Source organism: Paenibacillus sp. D9 (assembly GCF_001188365.1).
Classification (GTDB): domain Bacteria; phylum Bacillota; class Bacilli; order Paenibacillales; family Paenibacillaceae; genus Paenibacillus_O; species Paenibacillus_O humicus.
The window spans coordinates 2,051,329-2,077,667 of record NZ_JZEJ01000001.1 but is presented as its reverse complement, the minus strand read 5'-3'; the positions used below and the strand labels follow the sequence as shown (position 1 = coordinate 2,077,667).

General features: G+C 61.8%; 23 protein-coding genes. 18 read left to right on the top strand and 5 right to left on the bottom strand.

The window, feature by feature from the left end; translation table 11 throughout:
• Window positions 1-319 (top strand): hypothetical protein (locus VE23_RS26980; RefSeq protein WP_198156149.1); only part of this gene is annotated, 319 nt, incomplete at its 5' end.
• Window positions 320-457: 138 nt separating this feature from the next.
• Here VE23_RS26980 and VE23_RS09540 read toward each other — a convergent pair.
• Window positions 458-1,636: a glycosyltransferase gene (locus tag VE23_RS09540; RefSeq protein WP_049867854.1), complete on the bottom strand. Its 1,179-nt coding sequence runs from the start codon at window positions 1,634-1,636 to the stop codon at window positions 458-460.
• Between the two features lie 55 nt (window positions 1,637-1,691).
• A complete protein-coding gene (locus tag VE23_RS09535) occupies window positions 1,692-2,420 on the bottom strand; it encodes a glycosyltransferase (RefSeq protein WP_049867853.1) in 729 nt (242 codons plus the stop codon).
• A gap of 407 nt (window positions 2,421-2,827) precedes the next feature.
• Here VE23_RS09535 and VE23_RS09530 point away from each other — a divergent pair, with 407 nt between their 5' ends.
• The 8 genes from VE23_RS09530 (at window position 2,828) to ppk1 (ending at window position 11,225) form a co-directional block, all read left to right on the top strand.
• Complete coding sequence (locus VE23_RS09530) at window positions 2,828-3,337, top strand: phosphatidylglycerophosphatase A family protein (RefSeq protein WP_048749075.1); 510 nt, start codon at window positions 2,828-2,830, stop codon at window positions 3,335-3,337.
• Window positions 3,338-3,700: 363 nt separating this feature from the next.
• Complete coding sequence (locus VE23_RS09525) at window positions 3,701-3,889, top strand: glutamate decarboxylase (protein ID WP_048749077.1); 189 nt, start codon at window positions 3,701-3,703, stop codon at window positions 3,887-3,889.
• 43 nt (window positions 3,890-3,932) lie between these two features.
• On the top strand, window positions 3,933-4,826 hold the full coding sequence (gene accD / locus VE23_RS09520) for an acetyl-CoA carboxylase, carboxyltransferase subunit beta (RefSeq protein ID WP_048749079.1): 894 nt from the start codon (window positions 3,933-3,935) through the stop codon (window positions 4,824-4,826).
• Window positions 4,816-5,946 (top strand): acetyl-CoA carboxylase carboxyltransferase subunit alpha, encoded by a 1,131-nt coding sequence (locus VE23_RS09515; protein ID WP_084781372.1) that lies wholly within the window; start codon window positions 4,816-4,818, stop codon window positions 5,944-5,946. Before accD ends, VE23_RS09515 begins: the two co-directional genes overlap by 11 nt.
• 200 nt (window positions 5,947-6,146) lie before the next feature.
• Window positions 6,147-7,901: a pyruvate kinase gene (gene pyk, locus VE23_RS09510; RefSeq protein WP_049867852.1), complete on the top strand. Its 1,755-nt coding sequence runs from the start codon at window positions 6,147-6,149 to the stop codon at window positions 7,899-7,901.
• A gap of 172 nt (window positions 7,902-8,073) precedes the next feature.
• Window positions 8,074-8,595 carry an acyl-CoA thioesterase gene (locus VE23_RS09505; protein ID WP_048748583.1) on the top strand — a complete coding sequence of 174 codons (522 nt, stop codon included), beginning with the start codon at window positions 8,074-8,076 and terminating at the stop codon, window positions 8,593-8,595.
• A complete protein-coding gene (locus tag VE23_RS09500) occupies window positions 8,592-9,017 on the top strand; it encodes an FxsA family protein (RefSeq protein WP_021880355.1) in 426 nt (141 codons plus the stop codon). Before VE23_RS09505 ends, VE23_RS09500 begins: the two co-directional genes overlap by 4 nt.
• 114 nt (window positions 9,018-9,131) lie before the next feature.
• Window positions 9,132-11,225 carry a polyphosphate kinase 1 gene (gene ppk1 / locus VE23_RS09495; RefSeq protein ID WP_049867851.1) on the top strand — a complete coding sequence of 698 codons (2,094 nt, stop codon included), beginning with the start codon at window positions 9,132-9,134 and terminating at the stop codon, window positions 11,223-11,225.
• Window positions 11,226-11,367: 142 nt separating this feature from the next.
• On the opposite strand, the gene VE23_RS09490 is transcribed toward ppk1, so the two are convergent.
• Entirely contained in the window at window positions 11,368-12,906 is a 1,539-nt protein-coding gene (locus VE23_RS09490; protein ID WP_048748584.1) for a Ppx/GppA phosphatase family protein, read from the bottom strand.
• 381 nt (window positions 12,907-13,287) lie between these two features.
• Between VE23_RS09490 and citZ the strand changes: the two genes are divergently transcribed.
• From citZ to VE23_RS09445, 9 genes are all read left to right on the top strand, one after another.
• Window positions 13,288-14,400 (top strand): citrate synthase, encoded by a 1,113-nt coding sequence (gene citZ / locus VE23_RS09485; protein ID WP_048748585.1) that lies wholly within the window; start codon window positions 13,288-13,290, stop codon window positions 14,398-14,400.
• Window positions 14,401-14,532: 132 nt separating this feature from the next.
• A complete protein-coding gene (icd, locus tag VE23_RS09480; protein WP_048748586.1) occupies window positions 14,533-15,828 on the top strand; it encodes an NADP-dependent isocitrate dehydrogenase in 1,296 nt (431 codons plus the stop codon).
• Between the two features lie 149 nt (window positions 15,829-15,977).
• Window positions 15,978-16,928 (top strand): malate dehydrogenase, encoded by a 951-nt coding sequence (gene mdh / locus VE23_RS09475; protein ID WP_048748587.1) that lies wholly within the window; start codon window positions 15,978-15,980, stop codon window positions 16,926-16,928.
• Window positions 16,929-17,106: 178 nt separating this feature from the next.
• A complete protein-coding gene (locus tag VE23_RS09470; RefSeq protein ID WP_021880349.1) occupies window positions 17,107-17,577 on the top strand; it encodes a hypothetical protein in 471 nt (156 codons plus the stop codon).
• Between the two features lie 268 nt (window positions 17,578-17,845).
• A complete protein-coding gene (locus VE23_RS09465) occupies window positions 17,846-19,306 on the top strand; it encodes a sedoheptulokinase (protein ID WP_049867850.1) in 1,461 nt (486 codons plus the stop codon).
• A 52-nt stretch (window positions 19,307-19,358) separates the two neighbouring features.
• Window positions 19,359-21,533 carry a DNA helicase RecQ gene (gene recQ, locus VE23_RS09460; RefSeq protein ID WP_049869678.1) on the top strand — a complete coding sequence of 725 codons (2,175 nt, stop codon included), beginning with the start codon at window positions 19,359-19,361 and terminating at the stop codon, window positions 21,531-21,533.
• Between the two features lie 346 nt (window positions 21,534-21,879).
• Complete coding sequence (locus tag VE23_RS09455; protein WP_049867849.1) at window positions 21,880-22,305, top strand: hypothetical protein; 426 nt, start codon at window positions 21,880-21,882, stop codon at window positions 22,303-22,305.
• Between the two features lie 62 nt (window positions 22,306-22,367).
• Window positions 22,368-23,324 (top strand): sugar kinase, encoded by a 957-nt coding sequence (locus tag VE23_RS09450; RefSeq protein WP_049867848.1) that lies wholly within the window; start codon window positions 22,368-22,370, stop codon window positions 23,322-23,324.
• 4 nt (window positions 23,325-23,328) lie between these two features.
• Window positions 23,329-24,144 (top strand): DeoR/GlpR family DNA-binding transcription regulator, encoded by an 816-nt coding sequence (locus tag VE23_RS09445; RefSeq protein WP_049867847.1) that lies wholly within the window; start codon window positions 23,329-23,331, stop codon window positions 24,142-24,144.
• A 166-nt stretch (window positions 24,145-24,310) separates the two neighbouring features.
• Here VE23_RS09445 and nagA read toward each other — a convergent pair whose 3' ends face one another.
• On the bottom strand, window positions 24,311-25,480 hold the full coding sequence (gene nagA, locus VE23_RS09440) for an N-acetylglucosamine-6-phosphate deacetylase (protein ID WP_049867846.1): 1,170 nt from the start codon (window positions 25,478-25,480) through the stop codon (window positions 24,311-24,313).
• Window positions 25,453-26,220, bottom strand: a complete 768-nt coding sequence (gene nagB / locus VE23_RS09435; protein ID WP_049867845.1) for a glucosamine-6-phosphate deaminase — start codon at window positions 26,218-26,220, stop codon at window positions 25,453-25,455. Before nagB ends, nagA begins: the two co-directional genes overlap by 28 nt.
• Window positions 26,221-26,339: the final 119 nt, after the last annotated feature.

Here is a 26,339-nt window from a genome sequence, read left to right as displayed (position 1 = left end):
GGCCCCACGCGCAGCGGGCTCCGGCGCAGCGAGCCCCGGCGCAGCCGGCTCTGTCCCGGCTGAGCCGCGCCGCGCAGCCGCCCCTCGCGGGGCGCAGCGGCTGTACGTCAAAATCGCGGCGGACCGTGAGCATCCCGCCGTCCTGGAGCGCCTCAAGGCGCTGCTGGCCGGCCATCCGGGTCCGCTGGGGACCGTGCTCTTCTACGAGAGCGAGGGCAGGACGATCGCGCTCAGCGAGCGTTACAAGGTCAAGCCCTCTCCCGAGCTTATGGGCGGAGTCGAAGGCTTGCTCGGCAAAGGCTCCGCTGTCGTCAAATAACAGCCGGTCCAGCCGGCTGCCCCGGCGCCTTCCCGCGTCTCCCGAACAAGGCCGTTCCCCCTTCCAGAGGGGGGACGGCCTTTTCGCATGGACGGCGGACGGAGGCCCCGGAATGCGGGGCGGCATCTTAGACGGCATTCATAACGACAGCATCCGATCCAGCGCTTGGCATAGATGCGGATGCTTCCCCGAAGCCTCGAGAGCCCGCTTCTCCTCGAGAAACAGCTTCTCCTCCGCGCTCGGAACGAGGAAGCCGCATTCCCTGATCAAATTCCGCACGGGAAGGTCGTAGCGCGTCAGGCGCCCGACGGATTCCAGCATCGCCCTGAAGGAGCTGGTCAGATGGAAGAAGGGACGCTCGGACTCGTTCCGGCGGAGGGCATAGATATCATCCAGCACGCTGCTGACGTCCCGGTAGGACATAAGGATCGGAGGATGGGCAAGCAGCAGGGCAAGCATGCCTACCGTCCGGTATTTTTGCTGGAACAGGAAAAAATTGATCTTGCCCTCCTGCCCGATGGACGTCTGGAGCGGATGCTCCTGGTGATAGGTCGGGACGGAGCTCAGATGGACGAACCGGTATCCGTTCTTGAACAGGCGGTAGCCCATTTCGATATCGTCCGCTCCCCAGCCGTCGTACTCCTCGAACAGGCCATGAACCTCGAAGGCAGCCCTCTCCAGCGAGAGATTTCCCGTCCCGGCCATGATCCAGGGCAGATGGAAGCCGTGGAACCAATCTCCATATAGGCTGATCACATTCTTCACGAAGTAGTTCCCATGCGGATTTTCAGCTGTCATGTCGAGATACCGGCCTTCCAGAATGTCTTCGCGTTCGAAAAGTGCCGGAGGATCGGGAAGCATCCGGGTGCGCAGCCACTTTCCGTGCAGATCCGGATGGCGGACGAGCAGCTCCTCCGCCTGCAGCAGCTGGCCGGGGGACAGCTGCGGATCCAGCCGGGTATAGGATTTGCGGACCGCGAACAGTCCTCCGGCGATGAGGCGGCTATGCTCCCTGTGAAGGCTCATATGGGCTTCAATGAACTCGGGAGGCACGATGATCTCCGCATCGAGGAAGATGAGATGCTGTCCGCGCGACGCATGGATGCCCATATTGCGGGCTCGGGGCCGGCCAATGTTCCTCGTCAAGCGGTAATACCGGAATTCGAACGGGAAAGAGCGGCCGGAGGCGATGCCGGGGGTCTCGTCGTCCGAAGCGTCGTCGATCATGATGACCTCGACCTTGGACAGATCGTACGTCTGCGCTTCGAGAGAATACAGCGTGAGCAGATTAAGCGGATAGCGGTTATGGGTCGGCATGATGATGCTTACCTCGATCGCGATAAGGAGCGCCTCCTTTTCAGACGGCCCGGCATCAAGTCCTCAGCCTGCTCTTGATCCATCGATCCAGCAGCGGCCACCAGCGCTGCCGGGTCGCTTCGGCTTCCAGCTCGATGACAGGCAGATTGCGGATTGTGCCCATCCCTTCGTGGACCCGGTATTGGATCAGCGCCTCATCCACATATTGGAAGTCAGCTCCGCTCAGGACGGCGCGGAACCATAAGTCGTAATCATGGGTGTAAGGCAGCGACTCGTCGAACAGGCCAAGCTCCAGCAGCAGTTTTTTGCGGGCTACCACCGTGCAGCCGTTGATCGGGCAGTAGTGCTCGAATGCCTTCAGAAAGTCGCTGACATGGGCATATTTGGGCGTTACGTTCCGGCTTGTGACATGACCGGTCCCGTCAATGACGTCGTAATCGCTGAAGGATATTTCTCCGTTTCTCGGAATCATGTGCGCCAGCTGCTTCTCCAGCTTGCCCGGATAGAACCGGTCGTCGGAGCTCAGCCAGGCGATGTAGTCGCCCGCGGCGATCGCTATGCCGGCATTCAAGGCGCTGGCCGTGCCTCCGTTGGATTTTGCGCAGAGGTAAATCCCTGGAAACTGCAGATAGGGCAGCAGCAGCTCCCTGTGCAGCGTGGATCCGTCGTCCACGACGACGATTTCCTTGTTGGGATAGGTTTGCTCCATCGCGCTTTGGATCGCGCTGCCTATATAGGGGTCGTTGTAGAACGGAATGATGATCGATACCAACGGACTGGACAAAGGGGACAGCTCCTCCTTATCGCGCGTTTCGCTTGTTTTACGACAGCGTATGTGCGCCGTTCCGAGCTTGCACCGGATATGCGCCTTGCCCCGCCGAGGCCGGGCTTGTCCGGCTTGCGGGACCGTCCGCCGACGGGAGTCCGGGCCAGCTCCCGGTGAGGACAGCGGTCCCGGCCCTAAGCCTCGCCGCCGCCTGATGCGCCGCTTGCTTCACCGGAAATTAACGGAACATTTCCCGGGACACGCGCATAGAGTAGGAAACACAAGTCGTCAGGCTTGGGCTACCATGGCGGTCGAGCCGGGGCGGGGGAACAGGGACAAGAGGGGCGGCCGGCTGGCCGCGCCTCTACTCGTGTCTCCGTTTGCGGCCGCCGTTCTCACGGCAATATTTGCGGGAGGGAATGCGGATGAGTTCCGAAATGGAGCGCTGGCTCGGCCGGCGCGGCGTAACCGTCGATGATGTGGCTTCAATCGTGCTTTCCCTGCAGCTTCCCTACAATCCTCTGCTCACGATGGAGGAATGCACGGAAAGCGTGCGCACGGTGCTGGGCAAGCGGGAGGTCCAGTACGTGCTCTACACGGGCATCGCCTTGGATGAGCTGGCGGAGCGCAAGCTGCTGCCGCATCCTTTGCAGGCCATCATGGAGAAGGACGAATCGCTCTACGGCGTCGACGAGACGCTGGCGATGGGCATAACGAACGTATACGGAATGATCGGCTTGACCAGCTTCGGATATCTCGACAAGGTCAAACCCGGCATCATCAGCCATCTGAACGACAAGACGACAGGCAAGGTCCACGTCTTCCTGGACGACCTCGTGGCGGGGCTGGCCGCCGCCGCTTCCGCCCGAATCGCCCATCAGGATCCCAAGGCGCTGAGCTACAGCGCCTTGGACGCGAGCGAAACCTCGGATTGAAAAAGAGGGATTCCGCATGCCGGGGACGAATGTACCTGCTGAAGCTCCGGCATGCTCCTTCAGCTCCGTGCGCCGCGAGGCGCCGGAATGCCCGAATCCAGCCGGACGAACAGAGATCCATCGGCTTCGCCGCAAGTTTCTTCGCATGTGTTCAAGACGTTTTCTTCCCCTTCCTCTCGGGACGGAGGACAAGCCTGGCAAGGCCCTAGCGGCCGCAGAAATACTCCTTCCGACCCTTTTCCAATCCGCAATCCGGGCCGAACGCGCCGATCCGACAGTCCTGTTTCTTGCGGGAAATTATTTTCCTATGCTATGATTGTGAGATCATGTGGCCTGTTTCCGGAATATCAGGAGGTACCTTTCATGTGGACGGTCATCTACATCGCGCCTACCGCGAGAATCGCGGAGAGGATCCAAAAACGGCTGACGGAAGAAGGCTTTCTCGTACAGACACGTCCGATAAACATGTCCAAGCAGCAATACGAGATTCTCGTTCCGTCCGGAGAGCTGGAGGAAGTCCAGGAGGTCCTGAGCTCCATTCTTCATTCGTGATGGCCGGTTCGACTATACTTTAGCGTCTTGAGAGGTGTCACTCGTGTTCAAGGACTTATTTCATAAACGCAAATACGCGACCGTTCCGTCGGAACGGGAGCGCAGCGACAGCCAGGAGCGTCCCAAACGGGACATTCCCGAAGGGCTGATGAACAAGTGTCCCAAATGTGGGACGATTCAATTCAGCAAGGAACTGGAGAAAAACCTGAAAGTATGTCCGTCATGCGGGCATCATTTCCGGCTGAGCGCCTGGGAGCGTATCGGAATGACGCTCGATGACGGACGTTTGTCTGAATTCGACGCCGATATGATTTCCGAGGATCCGCTGGAGTTCCCGGGCTACGCCCCCAAGCTGGAAACCCAGAAGAAAAGCTCCGGCCTGAAGGATGCTGTCGTCACGGGCACCGGCGAGATCGGCGGCTTCCCCGTCGTCGTCGCGGTCATGAGCTTCGACTTCTTCAGCGGCAGCATGGGCTCGGTCGTCGGGGAGAAGATTACCCGCGCGATCGAGCAGGCGCATGAGCGCCGGCTGCCTATGATCATCTTCTCGACTTCGGGCGGCGCCCGGATGCAGGAGAGCATCCTGAGCCTCATGCAGATGGCCAAGACGAGCGCAGCGCTGGCCAAGTTCCAGTCGGACGGCGGCCTCTACATCTCCGTCATGACGGATCCGACCACCGGCGGCGTCACGGCCAGCTTCGCGAGCCTTGGCGACTACAATCTGGCCGAGCCCGGCGCCCTGATCGGCTTTGCAGGCCGGATCGTCATCGAACAGACGATCCGCCAGAAGCTGCCGGACAATTTCCAGACGGCGGAATTCAACCTGCAGCACGGTCAGCTGGACCGCGTCGTTCACCGCAAGGACATGAAATCGACGCTGACCCGCGTGCTGGACATGCATGCCCCCGTGAAGGAGGAGACAGCCCATGGCGTCTGAATTGCCTTTTGAGAAGCCGCTCGGCGACCTTCGCCGCAAAATCCAGGAGCTGAAAGGGCTCAGCCAGGATACGGGCATCGACTTCACCGACGAGATCGCCCGTCTGGAAGCCCGCTGCAAGCAGCTGGAGGACGAGATGTACAGCGAGCTCAGCCCTGCCCAGAAGATGCATCTGGCCCGCCACCATCAGCGTCCGACCTCGCTCGACTTCATCCATGACATCTTCACGGATTTCCTGGAGCTGCACGGCGACCGGCTGTTCGCGGACGATCTGGCGATCGTCGGCGGCCTGGCCAAGCTGAACGGAGTGCCGGTGACGGTCATCGGCCATCAGCGCGGCAAGGATACAAAGGACAACATCGCCCGCTTCTTCGGCAGTCCCCATCCGGAGGGCTTCCGCAAGGCGCTGAGGCTGATGCAGCAGGCCGACAAGTTCAAGCGGCCGATCATCACCTTCATCGACACGAAAGGCGCTTATCCCGGCAATACGGCCGAGGAACGCGGCCAGTCGGAGGCGATCGCGCGCAACCTGCGCGAGATGGCTATGCTCGGCGTGCCGGTCGTCTGCGTCGTCATCGGAGAAGGCGGCAGCGGCGGAGCGCTGGCTCTTGGCGTCGGCAACCGCGTCCTGATGCTGGAAAATGCCATCTACTCCGTCATTTCTCCCAACGGCGCCGCTTCCATTCTCTGGAAGGATGCGTCCAAGGCGGACCAGGCGGCCGAAGCGATGAAAATCACGGCGAAGGATCTGCTGTCGTTCGGCATCATCGAAGAGATCGTGCCCGAGCCCAAGGGCGGCGCGCATCGGGGCCAGGCGGAGCAGTCGGCGTTCATCAAGGAAGCCGTGTGGCGCCATCTGCAGGAGCTGTCGCTTCTGACCCCGGAGCAGCTGGTGGAAGACCGCTACGAGAAGTTCCGCAAGATCGGCCGCTTCACGTTCGCCCCGTCGGCTCCGGCCGTCGAAGGGCCGCAAGGGCGCGAGCCCCAGGCCGGAGGCGACCCGCAGGAGCGCTTGAGCGGCGAGGCGGCGGTCGAGACCGGAGCCGCTCCGGTTGAAGCGGGCGCGCCGGAGGCCGGAGAGGCATCTCCCTCCGCAGCCGAATCCGCGCGGGTCCACTAAGAGAACCTGCCAGGCAATGACGGGCGCTGCCGCCTTGGCAGCGCCCGGAGCCATGTCCGCATGCATAGGCCATCTTGGCCGGAGCCTGGTTCCCGCAGGCCGGGACAAGCTCCAAAAGCGATGTCTATATTTTTGCCGATTGTGGTAGAATGATTGATAGTGTTCACAAGCAAGCTATATTGATGGAGGAATTCATACCCATGCGCAAAACAAAAATCGTCTGCACCATCGGCCCATCCAGCGAGTCTCTGGAAAATACCAAGAAACTGATTCTTGCCGGCATGAACGTCGCCCGCCTGAACTTCTCCCACGGAGATTTCGAGGAGCATGGAGCGCGCATCACCAACATCCGCCAGGCATCCTCGGAGCTCGGCAAGACGGTCGCGATCCTGCTCGACACCAAGGGTCCCGAGATCCGCTTGGGCAAGCTGAAGGAAGAGCCGATCGAGCTTATCCAGGACGACTACATCGTGCTGACGACAGAGGAAATTCTCGGAGACCGCCACCGGATTCCGGTTACCTATAAGAATCTCCCTGCCGACCTGAAAGTCGGCTCCACGGTGCTCATCGACGACGGCCTCATCGGCCTCACCGTCGCCGACATCCAGGGCACGGAGATCAACTGCCGCATCGTCAACAGCGGCCAGATCAAGAGCAAGAAAGGCGTCAACGTGCCGGGCGTGCATATCTCCCTGCCGGGCATCACCGAGAAGGACGCGAACGACATCGTGTTCGGCATCGAGCAGGGCGTCGATTTCATCGCCGCCTCCTTCGTGCGCAAGGCTTCCGACGTGCTTGAGATCCGCGAGCTGCTGGAGCGCCACAATGCGAGCCATATCCAGATCATCTCCAAGATCGAGAATCAGCAGGGCGTAGACAACCTCGACGAGATTCTCGAAGTGTCCGACGGCCTCATGGTCGCGCGCGGCGACCTCGGCGTGGAGATTCCGGCCGAGGAAGTGCCTCTCGTCCAGAAGAACATGATCCGGAAGGCCAACCTGGCCGGCAAGCCGGTCATCACGGCGACGCAGATGCTGGATTCCATGCAGCGCAATCCGCGCCCGACGCGCGCCGAGGCGAGCGACGTGGCAAACGCCATCTTCGACGGCACGGATGCGATCATGCTCTCCGGCGAGACCGCAGCAGGCAAATATCCGATGGAATCCGTCCTGACGATGTCCCGCATCGCCGAGCGCGCGGAATCCGCGCTGGACTACCGCGAGATCCTGGTCAAGCAGGCGAGCGCGCAGCAGACGTCCGTCACGGAAGCGATCAGCCAGGCTGTCGCCAACTCCGCCCTGGATCTGCAGGCCAAAGCGATCGTTTCCTCCACGGAGAGCGGGTATACGGCACGCATGGTATCCAAGTACCGTCCTAAGGCTCCGATCATCGCGGTTACGACGGATGAGCGCATCATGCGCCGCCTGGCTCTGACCTGGGGCGTCATCCCGGCCAAAGGAGCGAACGCCGACACGACGGACGAAATGTTCAACATCGCCGTTGAAGGCGCGCTCAACACCGGCCTTGTGAGCCTTGGCGATACGATCGTCATTACGGCCGGCGTTCCGGTCGGACGCGCCGGAACGACGAACCTGATCAAGGTTCACCATATCGGCGAGCTTGTGGCCAAAGGCCAAGGCATCGGCAGCCAGACGGCAACCGGCAAAATCGTGCTCGCCCGCACGCCGGAGGAAGCCATCGCCAAAACGAAGCCGGGCTCCATCCTCGTCACCGTATCGACCGACAAGGACTTCATGCCCGCCATCGAGAAAGCGGCGGCGATCCTGACGGTTACAGGCGGCATCACGAGCCATGCGGCTGTCGTCGGCCTCAATCTCGGCATTCCGGCCGTCATCGGCATCGAAGACGCCTTCGAGCTGTTCCAGGACGGCATGGAAGTGACCGTGTACGGAGAAATGGGCGTTATTTACACCGGACAATCCCAAGTCCTCTAAAGCGGTCCGTCATCCGAGAGGTCCGGCCGCTCGGGACGACCAGATAGAGCTGTGCAGGCCGCATCCGCGCCCTTCCGACCCGCGAGGGACCGGCAGGGGCGGCGCGTTTTGCACGGCTTTTTCTTTTTTGCAGACCATGCCGGCAAGCGGGTACAGAAAGGATGGCAAGAGCATGAAAGCTGAAGCTTGGCATCTTCATCCGATTCGGGTGAGATACAAGGAAACGGATGCCATGGGCATCGTCTTCCATACGAACTATATGGTCTGGTTCGAGATCGGCCGTACCGAGCTGATCCGCTCCGCCGGGTATCCGTACCGCCGCATCGAGGATGAAGGGCTGCTGCTGCCGGTCGTGGACATCGACTGCGCCTTTCATTCCCCGGCCCGTTATGACGACTGTCTTCTGATCTGTACCCGGGTGGAGAGCTACACGCCGATGAGAATGGCTTTCCGGACGCAGATCCGCCGTCTGCCGATCGAGCCGGGCGATCAGCTTCCCGTCGCATATCCTCCGGGCGAGGCGGATGCAGCCGGAGCAGGACTGCCCGGCGAGCTGCTGGTGTCCGGAGGGACGCGCCATGTATGGGTCGGCAGGGATTTCAAGCCTGCGAGGCTGGATAGGCGGCTGCCCGAGTTGTACGCTTTTCTGAAGCAGCATGCGGGCGAACCGGCCCGGAAAGGGGCGAATCGATGAACAAGGCCAGGCAATGGGGATTCATGCAGAAGTTCATGCTCGGGATTGCGGCTTATATCGTGGCGGAGGTCATCGTCATCATGCTCGTGTCCCGCTGGATCGGAGGCGCCGGCGTGGTGCTGCTGATGGCCGGAACGGCGGTGCTCGGAGGCGTTCTCGCCCGCACCCGCGGTCGCAAGGCGTGGGAGGAAATGAGGCTGCGGATGGGCAGGGGAGAGCCGCCGGGCCATGCGCTGCTCGACGGGCTGTGCATCCTTGGAGGCGGCTTGCTCCTTGTGCTGCCGGGCTTTATCGGGGACATCGTCGGGTTGACGATGCTGCTGCCGTTCACGAGAGGCTTTTACCGGGCCAGGCTGTATCGGCTACTGGAGCGGCTGTTCCGCGGAGGCGGGGGAGGGAAATTTTTCATCATCGGCCGCTGAGCCGGGGACGCGCATGCAAAAAGATGAGCATTTACCGTCCTTTTACAGCATCTTAATATAGAAGAAACAGTTGCGCCGCATAATAGGGACAACGAGCAAGGAGGCTTCTGACCCATGACAAAAGCATTGTCCCCCTATGTGAACCGGGACCTCAGCTGGATCGAATTCAACCGGAGGGTTTTGGGCGAAGCCCAGGACGCCTCGACGCCTCTCCTCGAAAGAGCGAAGTTTCTCGCGATCGTATCGAGCAATCTGGATGAATTCACGAGCGTGAGGATGGCCGGCATCCAGGACCAGCTCAAGGCCGGGTACGCCAAGGTCGATTTTACCGGCTACACCCCGCAGGGACTGTGGAAAAGACTGATCAAGCGCACCGGACAGATGGTGGCCGAGCAGTACCGGACTTACCGGGAAGTGATGCGGGGACTGTCCCGCGAAGGAATCGGGTTCAAGGAAATGGAGGATCTGAGCGCCGCCCAGGAAGCGGCCATGGACGAATATTTCCGGACGATCGTCTTCCCCGTCCTGACGCCGATGGCGGTCGACCAGAGCCGGCCTTTCCCGCTGCTGCACACCCGCGAGCTGTATTTGGCTGTCCTGCTCAAGGACGACAGCGGGGACAGCGAGGCCGATCCTTATTTCGCGATCGTTCAGGTGCCGTCGATATTGCCGCGCTTCGTGCCGATACCGTCGAGGGGCAACAGCAAGAAGATGGAATACGTGCTGCTGGAAGACCTGATTCAAGCCCATATCCATACGCTGTTCAACGGATACATACCGTTTGCCGTCCACTCGTTCCGCCTGATCCGCAACGCCGACTTGACGCTCAACGAGGAAGGCGCGGAGGATCTGCTGGAAGAGATCGAGAAGGAGCTGCGCCGCCGCCGCTGGGGCATGCCGGTTCGTCTGGAGGTGGAGGAGGGCTTCCATCCGTATGCGCTGGAGCTGCTCAAGGAGGAGCTCGAGATCGAGGATCATATCCTGGAGATCGGAGGTCCGCTTGATCTTGGCTTCCTCATGAAGTTTTCCTCCGCGCTGCAGGGCAGGGACAGCCTGCGCTTCCCGAGGCTGGAGCCGATCTATCCGCCGGAGCTCGAGGAGGACGACAGCCTGTTCGACGCCATCCGGCGCCGCGACGTGCTGCTCCATCATCCGTACGAATCGTTCGAGCCGATTGCCGACTTCGTGCAGCAGGCAGCGGAGGACCCGAACGTGCTTGCCGTCAAAATGACCCTGTACCGCGTCAGCGGCCAGTCCGAAATCGTGCGGGCGCTCGCGGCGGCGGCCGAATCCGGCAAGCAGGTGACCGTCGTCGTCGAGCTGAAGGCCAGGTTCGACGAGGAGCGCAATATCGCTTGGGCCCGTCAGCTGGAGAAAGCGGGCTGCCATGTCGTCTATGGCCTCGTCGGGCTCAAGACGCATGCCAAGATTCTGCTCGTCGTGCGACGGGAAGAGGGAATGCTGCGCCGTTACGTCCATGTCGGGACGGGCAACTACAACGACAGCACGGCCAAGGCGTATACCGACGTCGGCCTGTTCACCTGCCATCCTGTCATCGGCGCCGATGCCTCGGCGCTGTTCAACGAGATGACAGGGTATTCCTCCCCATACGAGTGGCAGGCATTCGCCGTCGCGCCGACCGATCTGATGGATAAGCTGTTCCGCCTGATCGACCGGGAGAAGGAGCATGCCTTGGCAGGGCGCGGCGGTTATATCGCGGCCAAGATGAATTCCTTGTCCAATCAGGAAATGATCGACAAGCTGTACGAGGCTTCCCAGGCCGGCGTCAAGATCGACCTCATCATTCGCGGCGTCTGCTGCTTGCGGCCGAGCGTGGAGGGGCTGAGCGAGAATATCCGCGTCTTCAGCCTGGTCGACAGGCATCTGGAGCATTCGCGGCTGCTCTATGTCCGCAACGGCGGGGCGGAGGAGGTGTACCTGTCCAGCGCCGACTGGATGACGCGCAACCTGACGCGCCGGATCGAGCTGATGTGCCCGGTATTCGACGCCAGTCTGAGGGAGAGCCTGGTTGCGATGCTGGAGCTCATTCTGAGCGACAATGTCAAGCTTCGCGAGCTGAAGCCGTCGGGGAGCTACGAGAAAGTGCCCGATGCGGACCGGCCTCCTCTGCGGAGCCAGTTCGTCGCGGAGAAGATCTCTTCCTGGAAGCAGCCGGGCACGGACGATGCCGGCTTGATCCATTCCTAGTCCCGCTTCCTTCATCCCCAAAAGAAACAGCCGTCCCGGATCGAAGCGGGACGGCTGTATCGGTTATGGAGTGGACCCGGCTTTGCGCAAGAGAAGGGGCGCAGCCTGTTCATCCGCTCGATAGAAGATCCGCAAAAACCGGTCAGCGGATGGACAGAGTGGGCGTCAGGCCCCATATTTTGGCGAACTCCCGTCCGCCGTCCTCGATTTCCTGACTTTCCAGCGCAAGCGAGCCGGAGGGGCGGATCGCCTGCAGCTGCAAGGAAGATCCCTTGATGGAGATGTCGAGGCGGCTGACCGGCTGCGTCTCGCTCCGGTCGAGCGTGGCCGCCAGCTGGAGGAGCGAGCCGAGCAGCGCGGCCGCTTCGGCATCGCTGTCCTCAAGGAGGGACGCGAAGGGCTCCAGCTGGGACTTCAGGCGGCTGCGGCTGTGGAAGGAGGCGACGGCGGCGGTCAGGACATTTTCGCGGTGCGTCATTCCGTTCAGGCTGCAGTTGGTGAGCAGGTAGAACGTATGCTTCGGATAGGCCGCATGGTCGATCGAGGCTCCGATCCGGTACAGGATGGAAGCCGCGTCGAGCACGACCGCAGCCCGCCCCCCGAGCGACTGCAGGCTTGACGCCGCCTGCGTGTCCTTGAGGCTGTCCAGCAGCTCCAGCGACAGCCGGTTGACCTGATTGACATGAGCGAGCGGAGCTTCGGGATAGAGGGCGTAAGTATTGCTTACGCTGTAGCCGAGCACGTCGTCGAGCCGCGGCCGATCGGGGAACTGGGAGGCGAAGAACAGCCCGTCGCGCAGCCCTGCCGCGCACACCCTGTACTCGGTTGCTCCCGTCAGCCTGCGGAACAGCAGCAGGACCGCCAGCCCCGGCAGGATGAGATCGACCCTATCCTTGGACAACCCGGGGAATTTGCGCCGCTTGTCCATCGGCATGTCCCGCAGCGTGGCGAAGAGGCGTTCCGCATCTTCGGACGGCATGGAATAGTTGTGGGTTTGCGGGAAAGGATATTTCCGTACCGCTTGATGGATTTTCGCCAGGGAGCGGATTGTCCCGCCGACGCCGACCATCGGGAGGCCGGGAGACCAAGTCAGCCAAGGCTCCTTGCGGGCGGCTTCGGACACCTCGGCCTCCAGCGCCTTCAGCCCTTCGTCGTCCAGCATGCCTCCCTTGAGGAAGCGGCGGGAGAGGCTGACGCAGCCGAACGGGAAGGAGACGCTCTGGACGAGCGTGCGGTCGCGGAACAGGGATATTTCCGTGCTGCCGCCCCCGATGTCGATGAGGAAGCCGTCCTGGATATCCATCGTGTTGACCATGCCGAGAAAGCCGCAGGAGGCTTCCTGTTCACCGGGAAGCAGCTCGACATGCAGGCCGGTTTCGGCGTTCAGCACGGCGATGACCTCTTCCCCGTTGGCCGCATTGCGGAGGGCGGCTGTCGCTACCGCGCGGATCGTTCCCGTCCGGTGGTGGGCGCAGATCAGGCGGAAATGGCCGAGAATCTCGACCAGCTCCCGCGTCGTGGCTTCATCGATTGTTCCGTCCGCGGTAATTCTCGAGCTGAGCCTCGCCGGCCGCTTGCTGCCGTCGATGACGCGATGCGCTCCCGAAGCCGTCTGCTCGTAGACAACGAGTCGGATGGAATTGGAGCCGATGTCGATGATGCCGGTTCTCTGCTCGTTCATGACTTCTCCTCCTTGAAGCCGCCGGTCGGACCCGGCGGCGGCATAGTCAGTCCAGTGTACCATTTCGGCGGCAGGCCTTTCCAATCGCAGCGGCAAAGAGGCGGCAGGAAAGGAAATTGTTCAGCAACAAGATAATTCTATGATACCGATAAAGCAATTTTATGTCGCAACAAGTTGGATTCGGACGCAAAATTCGTTATGATAATAGGGACGACTGATTCATTCGGTTTTTCGTGGATCTCTTCCAGCCTCTTATCACACTGCCGAGGCGCAGCATGAAGGCGCTGCCAAGATGCGGACTTCCGTCCTGCATCTGTAATCCCATGTCCGCATACTACTATTCGCCCTGCTACCCAGGCCGAAGCCAAAGGAGAGATAACTATGACAGCTACCAAAGGACTTGAAGGCATCGTAGCCACAACCTCGTCCATCAGCTCCATCATCGACGGCGTGCTGACTTACCGCGGCATCGACATCGACGATCTCGCTGAGAACGCAACCTTCGAAGAAGTGGCCTACCTGCTTTGGTACGGCAAGCTTCCGACCGCATCCGAGCTGGAGCAGCTTAAATCCAAGCTGGATCAATATGCCGCGATTCCTTCCGAAGTCGTGGAAGGCATCAAGCTGTATCCGAAGGACACGAACTCCATGGCTGCTCTCCGAACCGCCGTTTCTTCGCTGGCGCTGTACGATCCTGCCGCCCAGGATATGTCCAAGGAAGCCAACGTAGACAAGGCGATCCGCCTTCAGGCCCAGCTTCCGACCGTCATCGCAGCGTTTGCGCGCATCCGGGAAGGCAAGGAGCCCGTCGCTCCGAAGGCCGGCCTGTCCGTTGCCGCCAACTTCCTCTACATGCTCTCCGGCGACGAGCCGGACGAAGTCGCCGTCAAGGCGCTTGACCAGGCTCTCGTTCTCCATGCGGACCATGAGCTCAACGCGTCGACATTCGCAGCCCGCGTCACGGTCGCTACGCTGTCCGACATCTACTCCGGCGTCGTGTCCGCCATCGGCGCGCTGAAGGGACCTCTCCACGGAGGCGCCAACGAAGCCGTCATGGTCATGCTCGAGGAGATCGGATCCCCGGACAACGTGGAATCCGTCATCAACGAGAAGCTCGCCAACAAAGAGAAGATCATGGGCTTCGGCCATCGCGTCTACAAAAACGGCGACCCGCGCGCCAAGCATCTTCAGAAAATGTCGCAGGAGCTCGGCAAGCTGAAGGGCAACATGGACCTGTACAACATGTCCGTGCACATCGAAGACATCGTAACGGGACAAAAGGGTCTGAAGCCGAACGTGGACTTCTATTCCGCTTCCGTCTATACGACCCTCGGCATTCAGCGCGATCTGTTCACTCCGATCTTCGCGATCAGCCGCCTGTCCGGCTGGACGGCGCATATTCTCGAGCAGTATGATAATAACCGGCTGATCCGCCCTCGCGCGGAATACACCGGTCCATCGAACGCGAAGTTCATCCCGATTGAACAACGCTAATCCATAAGCTCATGCCCCGGCACGCTGCCGGGGCAGGCTTCATTCATCCCGGCTTGTTCCTTTTTGGACGAGCCGCATCTGGACGGGCATCATCGCACGGCCGCAATCATATCAGAGGAGGAATACCCACTCATGCCGCAACTCGAAAAATTCGCGCTCCCGACCGAAGGCGAGCAAATTACGATTCAAGACGGAAAACTGCAGGTTCCCAGCAACCCGATCGTGCCTTTCATCGAAGGCGACGGCACCGGCCGCGACATCTGGCGCGCTTCCAAGCGCGTCCTTGACGCAGCTGTAGAGAAGGCCTACAACGGCGAGAAAAAAATCGCCTGGTACGAAGTATTCGCCGGAGAAAAAGCGTTCAACCAATACGGCGAATGGCTGCCGGCCGATACGCTGACCGCGATCCGCGAATACATCGTCGCGATCAAAGGTCCTCTGACGACTCCGATCGGCGGCGGCATCCGCTCCCTGAACGTCGCTCTCCGCCAAGAGCTCGACCTGTACGTCTGCCTGCGCCCTGTGCGCTACTTCGACGGCGTGCCTTCCCCGGTGAAGCGTCCCGAGCTCGTGAACATGGTCATCTTCCGCGAGAACACGGAAGACATCTATGCGGGCATCGAGTACCAAGAAGGAACGGACGCTGTGAAAAAAGTGCTGTCCTTCCTGCAGAACGAGATGGGCGTCAACAAGATCCGCTTCCCGGAAACTTCCGGCATCGGCATCAAGCCGGTATCGGCTGAAGGCTCCAAGCGCCTTGTGCGCGCTGCGATCGAATACGCGATCGAGCATGGCCGCAAATCCGTTACGCTGGTGCACAAAGGCAACATCATGAAGTTCACCGAGGGAGCCTTCAAAAACTGGGGCTACGAAGTGGCTGAAGCCGAGTTCGGCGACAAAGTGTTCACTTGGGATCAATACGACCGCATCAAGGAAGAGCAAGGCACGGATGCGGCCAACAAAGCTCAGGAAGAAGCTCTCGCAGCCGGCAAAATCCTCGTGAAGGATGCCATCGCCGACATCGCCCTCCAACAAGTTCTGACCCGTCCGACCGACTTCGACGTCATCGCGACGCTGAACCTGAACGGCGACTACCTCTCCGACGCCCTCGCTGCCCAAGTCGGCGGCATCGGCATCGCTCCAGGCGCCAACATCAACTACCTGACGGGCCACGCCATCTTCGAAGCTACGCACGGCACGGCTCCGAAGTATGCCGACAAAGACGTCGTGAACCCTGGTTCCGTCATCCTGTCCGGCGTCATGATGCTGGAGCACCTCGGCTGGCAGGAAGCGGCCGACCTCATCTACAAAGGCATGGAAACTTCGATCAACAACAAAACGGTTACGTATGACTTCGCCCGCCTCATGGAAGGCGCCAAAGAAGTCAAATGCTCCGAGTTCGCCGATCAAGTCATCGCCAACATGTAACTTACCAAAGCCCGCTTAGGCGGGCTTTTCCACTCTTCCGGCGCATTCGCGACAACGGCATTCGGCCGGCGGCAAGCGTTGATCTGCAAGCGGCGAGGCCGCCTTTGGCGTCATAGGTTCGACATTCCAATCCGATGGAGGTTATTCACATGGCAATTAAGCGCAATAAGATCACGGTTGTAGGCGCAGGCTTCACCGGAGCGACGACGGCTCTCATGCTGGCTCAAAAAGAGCTGGGCGACGTCGTTCTCGTCGACATTCCGCAGCTCGAGAACCCGACGAAGGGCAAGTCGCTCGACATGCTCCAGGCTTCCCCGGTTCAAGGCTTCGATGCCAACATCATCGGCACGTCCAACTATGACGATACGAAGGATTCCGACATCGTCATCATCACGGCCGGCATCGCCCGCAAGCCGGGCATGAGCCGCGACGATCTCGTGAATACGAACGCCGGCATCGTCCGTTCCGTATGCGAGAACATCAAGGTGTCGAGCCCGAACGCTTATGTCATCATCCTATCCAACCCGGTAGACGCGATGACCTATGCCGCCTTCGAGACGCTCGGCTTCCCGAAAAACCGCGTCATCGGCCAATCCGGCGTGCTCGATACGGCCCGCTACTGCACGTTCATCGCGCAAGAGCTCAACGTATCCGTCGAAGACGTGCGCGGCTTCGTGCTCGGCGGACACGGCGACGACATGGTTCCGCTCGTCCGCTACTCCAACGTCGGCGGCATCCCGATCGAGAAGCTGATCCCGGCCGACCGCATCGAGGCGATCGTGCAGCGCACCCGCGTCGGCGGCGGCGAAATCGTAGGCCTGCTCGGCAACGGCAGCGCCTACTACGCTCCGGCGGCATCGCTCGTGCAAATGACCGAAGCGATCCTGAAGGACAAAAAACGCATTCTGCCGGTCATCGCCCTGCTGGAAGGGGAATACGGCTACGACGGCCTCTTCCTCGGCGTGCCTGCCATTCTCGGCGGCGACGGCATCGAGAAAGTATTCGAGCTTGAGCTGACGGCCGAAGAAAAAGCGGCGCTCGACAAATCCGCCGAGTCCGTGCGCAACGTCGTGAAGGTTGTAGCCGGCACGAACGCGTAAGCGGGACTCGTCGCGGGTCGATCCGGAACAATATCCTGGGGCCTTCGGGTTCCGGGATATTTTCTTTTGTGAGAAGGAGAGAATTTTTAAGAGGATCCGATTTCAGGTAAGGTCTTAAACGGGTATCGATCCTCCGAAGCATATAGAATACGCGAGAACCGGCTGAAGGAGGCTGAAGATGGAAGAGGAGTCCTTGATTACACATGAAGAATATTTGACATCCGCGGAGCTTTTCCGCTCGGCATTTCCGACCTTCGCCGCCGAGGTCGAACGAGTGGAGGCCCGGCGAGGCCGGCTGAACGACTTCCAGCTGATGCAGGCGGTGAGCAAGGCGACCGACAGCATCGTCATCCTCGGCTGGAACTGCCGCAAGACGGTCGCGGCCATGTTCGATGTCTACGCCGAAATCTATCGCCGCGAAGGCAGGGAAGCGGCCGACAAATGGGTCGAAGCGACCTTTGGCGTATCCTACTCGCCGGAAGCGGGCGAAGTCAGGCAAAGCCTGCTGGAAGCGATGGACAGGGTGACGGTGCTCATCAAGGCCAAGGAAGCCGAGCTGCAGCTGCTGTACCGGGAGCTCCACGAGCTGAAGTCAAGGCTGGAGGAGCCGCAGGCGGTCATGAATGCGGCTGTCGACGAAGAGGAATAGATGGCGCTGGCGGAAGCCGCGGCATTCGGGAAGGACGGCTAGGCTCCTGCTCGCCATTCATGAGAAGAGGAGCAATGGAGCGGTTCGGGTCGTTCCCGAGGGACATCAGGCGTTGATCGCGCGGCGAAGAACCGCGTGGTCCGCCTGTTTGTCGATTCCGGGGAATTCCGGGGCCGGCCGGTCCGCCGGAAGAGCGTCATGCGGCCGGTCCATGCTATAATAGACTTCACCGATAGAATCAACTAGGCTGGACGGCCGGGAGGTCTTTATGGATACAGCTGCTGGGCACATAGAGGCAGAAGCCGGCTTGCGCACGCATACGGCCGGCATAGACATCGGCACGACCTCGCTCGCCGTGACGGTCTGGGATGCGTCATCCGGGCTCGCCGTACACACTGCGGCCGCGCCGAACCGGGCATGGCTTCCGGCGGAGCATCCGTGGGAAAAGCTTCAGGATCCGGAGCGGATCGTCAGCGATGCGGCAGCGCTGCTGGAGCAGTACCGGCCTTGGCGCGGCAGGCTCGCCGGAATCGGGATTTCCTCGCAGATGCACGGCATCCTCTATGCAGACGGGAATGGAAGAGCCGTCAGTCCATTGTATACATGGCAGGACGCGCGAGGAGGAAGAGCTCGGGCGGGGGAAGAAGCGGCAGGAGAGTCCCATGCCTCCTTGCTGTCCCGGCTGTCGGGAAGCAGCGTCTACAGCGGTTATGGATCGGCAACCCACAGCTATAATAGGGAAAATGGCCTGGTCCCGGATGGAGCGGCCTCGCTGTGCACGATCGGCGATTATGTGGCGATGAGGCTGTGCGGAGCCTGCGAGCCGGTCATGGACGCCACTCAGGCAGCTGCGATCGGCTTGTTCGAGCCGGAGACCGGGCGCTTCGACGAGGACGTCATCGTCGAAGCGGGCATGGAGCCGGACCTGTTTCCGCGGGTCGCAGCGGCCGCGGAGGAAGCGGCTGTCGGCCGGACGAATGACGGCATTCCGGTCTATGCGGCCATCGGCGACAGCCAGGCTGGCTTCATCGGCGGCGCCGGCATCAGGAAGGGAACGCTGCTCGTTACGATCGGCACGGGCGCCCAGATCGCGCTCTACAGCGGGGAGCGGGTTTTGGCGGAAGGGCTGGAATCGAGGCCGATGCCGGGCGGAGGCTGGCTTTTGACAGGCGCGGCTCTCGCGGGAGGCAAGAGCTATGAGCTGCTGGAGCGCTTCCTGCGGGAAGCGGCGGAGCTGGCTGGAGGCGCGGCGCCGGAGCGGCTGTACAGCCGCATGAATGAAGCTGCCGAAGCCGAGCTGGACCGGCTGGAGCGGGAAGGCATCAAGCCGGAGCTGACCGTCTCGCCGTTATGGCTCGGAAGCCGGAGCGAGCCGGAGGCTTCCGGCAGCATCACCGGCATCCGCGAGGACGGCTTCACGGTGCCGGGCTTGATCGCCGGATTTCTGCAGGGAACGGTCGACGAGCTGCTGGACATGCTCGCTCCGCTGCCTGCCGGGCTGCGCGCGGGTATCGCACGCATCGCGGGCACGGGCAACGGAATCCGGCGCAATCCGGCCATGCGGCGTCTGCTCGCCGCAAGGACCGGCTTGCCGCTCCGGACGGCGGCGATGACAGAGGAAAGCGCCGCCGGAGCCGCGCTGCATGCGGCCGTCATGTCCGGATTGTACCGCAGCCATGAACATGCGATGCTCGCCGCCGGCAATGCCGGAGGGCAGCTTGAAGGATAAAAGGAATGCCGCGCCGTCGGGGACGGCGCAAGAAGGGGGTTCATCGATGATTATGCTGGAGGAAGCGCGCGATTTGCTGAAACGCGTCTACGGCTACGATTCATTCCGGCAGGGGCAGGAGGATATCATCGCGGCTATTACGGGAGGCAGCGATACGCTGGCGATTCTGCCTACCGGCGGCGGCAAGTCGGTCTGTTATCAGATTCCGGCGATGCTGCTTGCCGGCACGACCATCGTCGTCTCGCCGCTCATCTCCCTGATGAAGGATCAGGTCGACGCCTTGCGCAGGGTCGGCGTTCCGGCCGCCTTCCTCAACAGCTCTCTCGGCGCTGCCGAATACCGCGAGGTGCTGAGGGCCGCCTTGAACGGCGAATACAAGCTGCTGTACGTGGCTCCGGAGCGGCTCGACGCTCCCATGTTCGGGGAGCTGTCGGAGCGGATGCGCATTCCGCTCATCGCGATCGACGAGGCTCACTGCGTGTCCCAGTGGGGGCATGATTTCCGCCCGAGCTACCGGCAGCTGGCCGGCTGGATCACGCGGATGGAGGACCGCCCGCTCGTCGCCGCCTTCACGGCGACGGCGACGCCGGAAGTCTCGCGCGATATCGCGGACATGCTCGCCCTGCGCGATCCGAGCATCTTCATCAACGGCTTCGCCAGGGAGAACCTGTCGCTGTCGGTCGTCAGCGGCGCCGACAAGAAACGGTTTCTGACCCGCTTCCTGCAGGAGCGCCCGGATCAGTCGGGCATCATCTATGCCGCGACGCGCAAGGAGACGGAGGCTGTCCACGCGGAGCTGCTGCGCCAAGGCATACCCGCCGGCAAATACCATGGCGGCCTTGGCGACGAGGAGCGCGCCGATGCGCAGGAGAAATTCCGCTTCGACGAGACGCGCGTCATGGTCGCCACCAATGCCTTCGGCATGGGCATCGACAAGCCGAACGTCCGCTTCGTCCTGCACTGGCAGATGCCCGGCGATCTGGAATCCTACTACCAGGAGGCGGGACGTGCCGGACGCGACGGCGAGGAGAGCGAATGCCTCCTCTTGTTCGAGCCGCAGGATGTGCAGATCCAGCGCTTCCTCATCGAGCAGGGAGCGGGCGACGACGGACGCAAGAGCGTGCAGCTGTCCAAGCTGTATTCCATGATGAACTATGCCCGTACGGAACGCTGCCTGCAGCAGTTCATCGTCGACTATTTCGGCGAGAAGGGCGTGCAGCCTTGCGGCAAATGCGCCAACTGCCTCGACAAGAGCGAGCGGCTCGACATGACCTCCGAGGCTCAGAAGGCGCTCAGCTGCGTCGGCCGCATGAAAGGGCGCTTCGGCGTCGCGATGGCGGCGAAGGTGCTGAAGGGCTCCCGCGACAAGAAGATCATCCAGTTCGGGCTGGACCGGCTGTCCACCTACGGCCTCATGAGGGAATGGCCGGAGAAGGAAGTCTCCGACTGGCTCTACTGGCTCGTCGCCGAAGGCTACCTCCGCATGAGCGAGGGCCAGTATCCGACGGTGTCGCTGACGGCGGAGGCGCTGCCGGTGCTCGAGGGCAGCAAGACGGTCGTGCGCCGCAAGATCACGACGGTACGCAAGGCCGCCCAGAGCGGCGGAGGCGAGTCCTCGCCGCTGTTCGAGGCGCTGCGCGACTGGCGCCGGGCAGCCGCTGCCCGCGAGGGCGTGCCGCCGTTCATGCTCTTCTTCGACGCGACGCTGCGCGAGCTGGCGGCGGCGCGGCCGTCGTCGATGGACGAGCTGATGAGCGTGAAAGGAATCGGCGCCGCCAAGGCGGGCAAGTACGGCGAGGAGCTGCTCGCGATCACGTCCGGAGCGGCCGCGGATCTCTCCGGAGAGCCGGATCTGTTCAGCCGGGGTGGAGGCGCGCAGCCGCCGTCCGGCTCCGCCAGGCGGACCGGCGATGCGGCCTCGGGCGGAGCGGGCAGCCATACCGCCACCTACGACCTGTTCGCGGCCGGCAAGGATGTGGAGGAAATCGCGCAGGAGCGCGGTCTCAGCCGCGTAACGGTGGAGAACCATCTCATGCGCTGCGCGGACGAGGGAGCCGAGCTGGACTGGAGCCGGATCATTCCCGAGGAGCAGGAGCCGCTCATTCTCGAGGCGGTGCAGCGGCTTGGCGGCGACAAGCTGCGTCCGCTCAAGGATGCCCTGCCGCCGGAGGTGGACTATTTCGCCATCCATGGCGTGCTCCGCAAGCATGGCATCAGCAAAAGCTAGCCGGCATGCCTGCCGATCGGCAGCGGAAGCTTACGCTCGGCGAGAGCCGGCTGCGTCTACAGCGGCAAGGCCGCAAAAAGTAAGGTTCGCAGAAAAGAGCGGTCCGGAAGGGGGGGAGCCCCGGCGGACTGCTCTTTTTGATGGAAAGGGTCCCTTGAAAAGCCGGCTTTCATAGCTCTGATGTGCTTAAATCCGGAGCGGGAAGGCGGTGAAGGGGAAAGAAAGAGAAGAAAATAAAAGCCAGAGCAAGCGTTAAGGCGTTTTATGCGCTTTTTCGCAGGTTAGTTTTGTAAAGCGAACATTGATTTAGTATACTGAACGTTAGATAGGCCAAGGAGGTAAATAAATGAATTCCATCATGATTTTTCTGCATGTGCTCGGGGCGGGAGGAGTCGGCTTCTACCTGATTCTTCCGTTCCTCGTAGGCCGTGCATCCCGCCTCGCGGGAGCGGGACAGCAAGGGCTGGCCGAAGGGCTGATCGCCGGCAACCGGATCGCCCAGTATTTCCTGATCCTGCAGTTCCTGACGGGCGGCTACTTGATCTCCCAGGCGGATTACACCGTGCTGTGGATGGTCCTGGTCATCGTGCTGTTCCTCGCCATCGCGGCGCTCGGCGGCATCCAGACCAAACCGCTGAAGCGGATCGTCAGCCAGATTCAGGCCGGCCAGAGCGCTACGGCGGAGATCGGCAAAGTACGCATGTTCAGCTTCATTTTGCTCGTTCTTTATATCGTGACGCTTTACCTGATGGTGAATCCTTTCTACAAATGATTCACCCGGCGGCCTGACCATGCCTGATTGGCGGCAACATCCAGTGACAGGGGGAGCGGCAAATGGACAACAGAACTCCGGAGCTGCTTACGTTCGGAGAGAGCATGGCGCTGTTCATGCCTGCCGAGCATCGCACGCTGGAGCATGCTTCTACGCTCGAGATCGCCTTCGGAGGCGCCGAGAGCAATACGGCGATCGGCGCCGCGCGGCTCGGCTGCAGCGTCGGATGGTTCGGCGCCCTCGGCGACGATCCGTTCGGGAGGAGAATCCGTAAGGCGCTGCGGGGCGAAGGCGTCGATGTATCGAGGGCGGCCCTCAGCAAGGAAGCTCCGACGGGAATGATGTTCCGCGAGGAAGAGGCCGGACGGCTCGCCGTCCACTATTCCCGCAAAGGCTCCGCGGCGAGCAGGATGCGGCCGGATCATTTGGATGGCGCTTACATAAGCGGAGCCCGTCTGCTGCATCTGACGGGCATCACGATGGCGCTGTCGGCCGAAGCCCGCGAGACCGCGTTCCGAGCAATGGAAATCGCAGCGGGGGCGGGAGTCAAGATCAGCTTCGACCCGAACCTCCGGCTCAAGCTATGGTCGGTGGACGAAGCGAGGGACAGCATCCTGCGGGCGGCTGCGATGGCGGATTATTTCCTCCCGGGCTGGGACGAGCTCAAGCTTCTCTACGATACGGAGGACGAAGCCCGCATCCTGTCGCGCTTGGCCGAGCTGAAGGCGGTCACGATCATCAAAGGCAAGGACGGCGCTTCGCTCCTCCTGGAGAACGGGGCCGCAGAGGCGATTCCTTTCTATCCGGCGGACAAGGTCGTCGATACGGTCGGAGCCGGAGACGGCTTCGGCGCGGGCTTCCTCGCCGGCCTGCTGAAGGGCATGGGCGCCCGCGAAGCGGCGAGGATCGCCAGCATTTGCGGCTCTCTTGTCGTGCAGGGAAGAGGAGACTGGGAAGCGCTGCCGAGCTGGGCAGCAGTCCAGCAGCGGCTGGATAATTCGGTATGGGTGGAGCGTTGATCCGATGACGGAATTACCGAACAAGGGCGAGCGGCGGCGGGACGGCATCCTGACCGTGCTCAAGCAGCAGGGACGCATAACGATCCCCGAGATCGTAGAGAAATTCGGCTGCTCCGAGGCGACGGCGCGGCGGGATCTGGAGCTGCTGGAACGCACCGGACCGCTCGTGCGCACGATCGGAGGGGCCATGTACGACGGCATGAATCCCGTCCGGGACAGCTCCTTCGCCGAGCGGCAAGGCATCTCCCTGCTCGAGAAGGAGCATATTGCCCAGGAAGCCGCAAGGCATATCGTGGAGGGGGACGTGGTCGGCCTCTCCGGAGGAACGACCAATTACCTCATCGCCAAGCTGCTCAAGACCCGCAAGGGGATCACGGTCGTGACCAATGCGGTCAACATCGCGATGGAGCTTGCGGGAAGCGAGATTCAGGTCGTCGTAACCGGCGGCATGATGCGGCACAACAGCTTCGAGCTGTGCGGCCCGCTTGGGGAAGGCATGGTGTCCCATCTCAATATCGGCAAGATGTTCATCGGCGTCGACGGCATATCGGAGAACGGCGGCATCACGACCTACTCGGAGCAGGAAGCCCAAATCGCCAAGGCGCTGATGAGCCGGTCCCAGATTACGTACGCGGTCTTCGACCAGAGCAAGGTGGGCCGGACATCCCTGTTCTCCATCGCCCAGCTCAAGGATCTGGAGGCGGTCATCACGGACCGCCATCTTCACGGGAGCCTGGCCGATGCGGCCCGGCGCTGCGGCGTCGCGGTCTATGTGGCCGGCGAAGCCGAAGATGAGGACGAAACCGCGGAACAAGGCTGAAGCGGAATCGACGGCAAAGGCTGTAGCGAGATTGGACCGCTCGGCTGTGCACGCATTTTCAATCGATATAACCCCGGAGCGTCCTCGCTCCGGGGTTTTGTTCCTTCTAAACGTGAAAAGGCGGCCTGTTGGCACAGGCCGCCTGCAGTTTAAAAAGGAAATAAGGTCAACGCTCGTAGACCGCCTCGCCGCCGACCCAGGTCGCCGCAACATCGAGGCTCTCGTCAAGCAGCACGAGATCGGCCCACTTGCCTTCGGCGATGCTGCCGGTCTGGGCGGACATGCCGAGCAGCGCGGCGGGGTTGCCGCTGCACAGCCGGCTCACCATCGGCACGCTCCAGCCGCTGGCTGCCTTGAACAGGCGGAGCGCGCCGGCCATCGTGAGCGTGCTGCCGGCCAGATTGCCGGCTCCGGTCAGGCGGCAGATGCCGTTCTTCATCGTCACCGGCTGGCCGCCGAGCTCATACTGGCCGTCGGACAGTCCGGCCGCCGAGATCGCATCCGTAATGAGCGAAAGCTTGTCGGCCTGCTTGGCGCGGGCGAGCAGCCGCATCGCGGCCGGATGCACGTGATGGCCGTCCGCGATGAGCTCCGCATGGATGCGGTCATCCGTGAGGATGGCTCCGACCGTGCCCGGCTCGCGGTGATGGAGGCCGCGGCTCGCGTTGAACGCATGGACCGCGCTGCGGAGGCCGGCGTCCGCAGCCGCCTCCACCTGGTCATAAGTGGCATCCGTATGGGCGGCGGCGGCGATGATGCCATGCTCCGACAGCCAGGCGATCAATTCGATGGAGCCGGCCAGCTCCGGAGCGAGCGACAGCTGCTTGATCAGCCCCGGATAAGACGCATTCCATTGCTGCAGCCATTCGAGCCGGGGATCGACGCGGAATTCGGGGTTCTGGGCGCCCATCCATTTGGGGCTGAGGAACGGCCCCTCCAGATGCACCCCGCCGATCCGAGCATGCGGCATCGGGGCGCTGCGGTATTCGTCGGCCGCTTCGAGGACGCGGGAGATCTGCTGCTCCGAAGCCGTCATCGTCGTGGCGAGCAGCGTCGTCGTTCCATGCGAGGCGTGGAACTTCGTAATCGTATCGTAGGCTTCCTGCGTGGCGTCCATGAAGTCGGCTCCGTAGCCGCCGTGGACATGCAGATCGATGAAGCCGGGGAGCAGCCAGCCCCCGCGGCCGTCGACCGTCGCAATATTGGTATCGGTATCGGTATCGCCCTGCCCGTCCGGCTCGATGGCCGCGATGCGGCCGTTCTTGACGGTGACGGAGCCGTATACCGCTTCATCGCCGACGGCGATATTTACATGGCTGACGCGAAAGTGCTGCATCCTTCATTCCCTCCTGTTGCCAGCAAGCTTGCCGCCTCCCGATCGAGCAGAACCGTTACCCGCGCATGGGTCTGCAGCAGGGAAGCGGGGCAGTCGGTCGTAACCGGGCCGGTCAGCGCGCGCTTCACGATATCGGCCTTGTCCGCGCCGCGCACGACGAGCAGGATGCGATGGGCCTTCAGAATGGAGCCCACTCCCATCGTGACCGCTTGGCGGGGCACCTCGTCGATGGAGGAGAAGAACCGCGCATTGGCTTCGCGGGTCGCTTCGTCCAGCGTCACGACATGGGTGCCGGCGCTGAGCTGGCTGTCCGGCTCGTTGAAGCCGATATGGCCGTTATGGCCGAGCCCGAGCAGCTGCAGATCGACGCCCGCCTGCTCCAGCATGGCGTCATAGGCGGCGCAGTGGGCTTCCAGGTCGCCCGACATGCCGTCCGGCAGGAAGGTCCGATTCAGCGGAATATCGATCTTGGAGAACAGATGCTGGTTCATGTAATAAGCGTAGCTCTGCTCGTTGTCCGGCGTCAATCCCACATACTCGTCGAGATTGTAGGTCGAGACGGATTTGAAGGAAATTCCGGAGCGGGCGGCCGTATCGACGAGGCTCCGGTAAATGCCCACCGGCGTCGATCCGGTAGCCAGGCTGAGAACGGCATTCGGCTTGGCGGCGACGAGCTCCGCAATGAGCGAGGCTGCAGCGGCATCCAGGTCTTTGTTATCTTGAAATACGCGAATTTCCATGATCGTTCATCCTCCCTGTCAGCGGCAGTTCGTTTTCTTTCAGTCTACGCTTTTTTTGATTCGATGACAATGAAAATGATCATAACGCACATAAAAATGAGCAATACAATCAATGGAAA

Bases quoted from the DNA above. Each gene is read 5' to 3' on its own strand.
- VE23_RS09540 (WP_049867854.1), bottom strand. From the start codon at position 1,636: ATGCCGACCCATAACCGCTATCCGCTTAATCTGCTCACGCTGTATTCT.
- VE23_RS09530 (WP_048749075.1), top strand. From the start codon at position 2,828: ATGAGTTCCGAAATGGAGCGCTGGCTCGGCCGGCGCGGCGTAACCGTC.
- VE23_RS09525 (WP_048749077.1), top strand. From the start codon at position 3,701: ATGTGGACGGTCATCTACATCGCGCCTACCGCGAGAATCGCGGAGAGG.
- VE23_RS09515 (WP_084781372.1), top strand. From the start codon at position 4,816: ATGGCGTCTGAATTGCCTTTTGAGAAGCCGCTCGGCGACCTTCGCCGC.
- pyk (WP_049867852.1), top strand. From the start codon at position 6,147: ATGCGCAAAACAAAAATCGTCTGCACCATCGGCCCATCCAGCGAGTCT.
- VE23_RS09505 (WP_048748583.1), top strand. From the start codon at position 8,074: ATGAAAGCTGAAGCTTGGCATCTTCATCCGATTCGGGTGAGATACAAG.
- VE23_RS09500 (WP_021880355.1), top strand. From the start codon at position 8,592: ATGAACAAGGCCAGGCAATGGGGATTCATGCAGAAGTTCATGCTCGGG.
- ppk1 (WP_049867851.1), top strand. From the start codon at position 9,132: ATGACAAAAGCATTGTCCCCCTATGTGAACCGGGACCTCAGCTGGATC.
- VE23_RS09490 (WP_048748584.1), bottom strand. From the start codon at position 12,906: ATGAACGAGCAGAGAACCGGCATCATCGACATCGGCTCCAATTCCATC.
- citZ (WP_048748585.1), top strand. From the start codon at position 13,288: ATGACAGCTACCAAAGGACTTGAAGGCATCGTAGCCACAACCTCGTCC.
- icd (WP_048748586.1), top strand. From the start codon at position 14,533: ATGCCGCAACTCGAAAAATTCGCGCTCCCGACCGAAGGCGAGCAAATT.
- mdh (WP_048748587.1), top strand. From the start codon at position 15,978: ATGGCAATTAAGCGCAATAAGATCACGGTTGTAGGCGCAGGCTTCACC.
- VE23_RS09470 (WP_021880349.1), top strand. From the start codon at position 17,107: ATGGAAGAGGAGTCCTTGATTACACATGAAGAATATTTGACATCCGCG.
- VE23_RS09465 (WP_049867850.1), top strand. From the start codon at position 17,846: ATGGATACAGCTGCTGGGCACATAGAGGCAGAAGCCGGCTTGCGCACG.
- recQ (WP_049869678.1), top strand. From the start codon at position 19,359: ATGCTGGAGGAAGCGCGCGATTTGCTGAAACGCGTCTACGGCTACGAT.
- VE23_RS09455 (WP_049867849.1), top strand. From the start codon at position 21,880: ATGAATTCCATCATGATTTTTCTGCATGTGCTCGGGGCGGGAGGAGTC.
- VE23_RS09450 (WP_049867848.1), top strand. From the start codon at position 22,368: ATGGACAACAGAACTCCGGAGCTGCTTACGTTCGGAGAGAGCATGGCG.
- VE23_RS09445 (WP_049867847.1), top strand. From the start codon at position 23,329: ATGACGGAATTACCGAACAAGGGCGAGCGGCGGCGGGACGGCATCCTG.
- nagA (WP_049867846.1), bottom strand. From the start codon at position 25,480: ATGCAGCACTTTCGCGTCAGCCATGTAAATATCGCCGTCGGCGATGAA.
- nagB (WP_049867845.1), bottom strand. From the start codon at position 26,220: ATGGAAATTCGCGTATTTCAAGATAACAAAGACCTGGATGCCGCTGCA.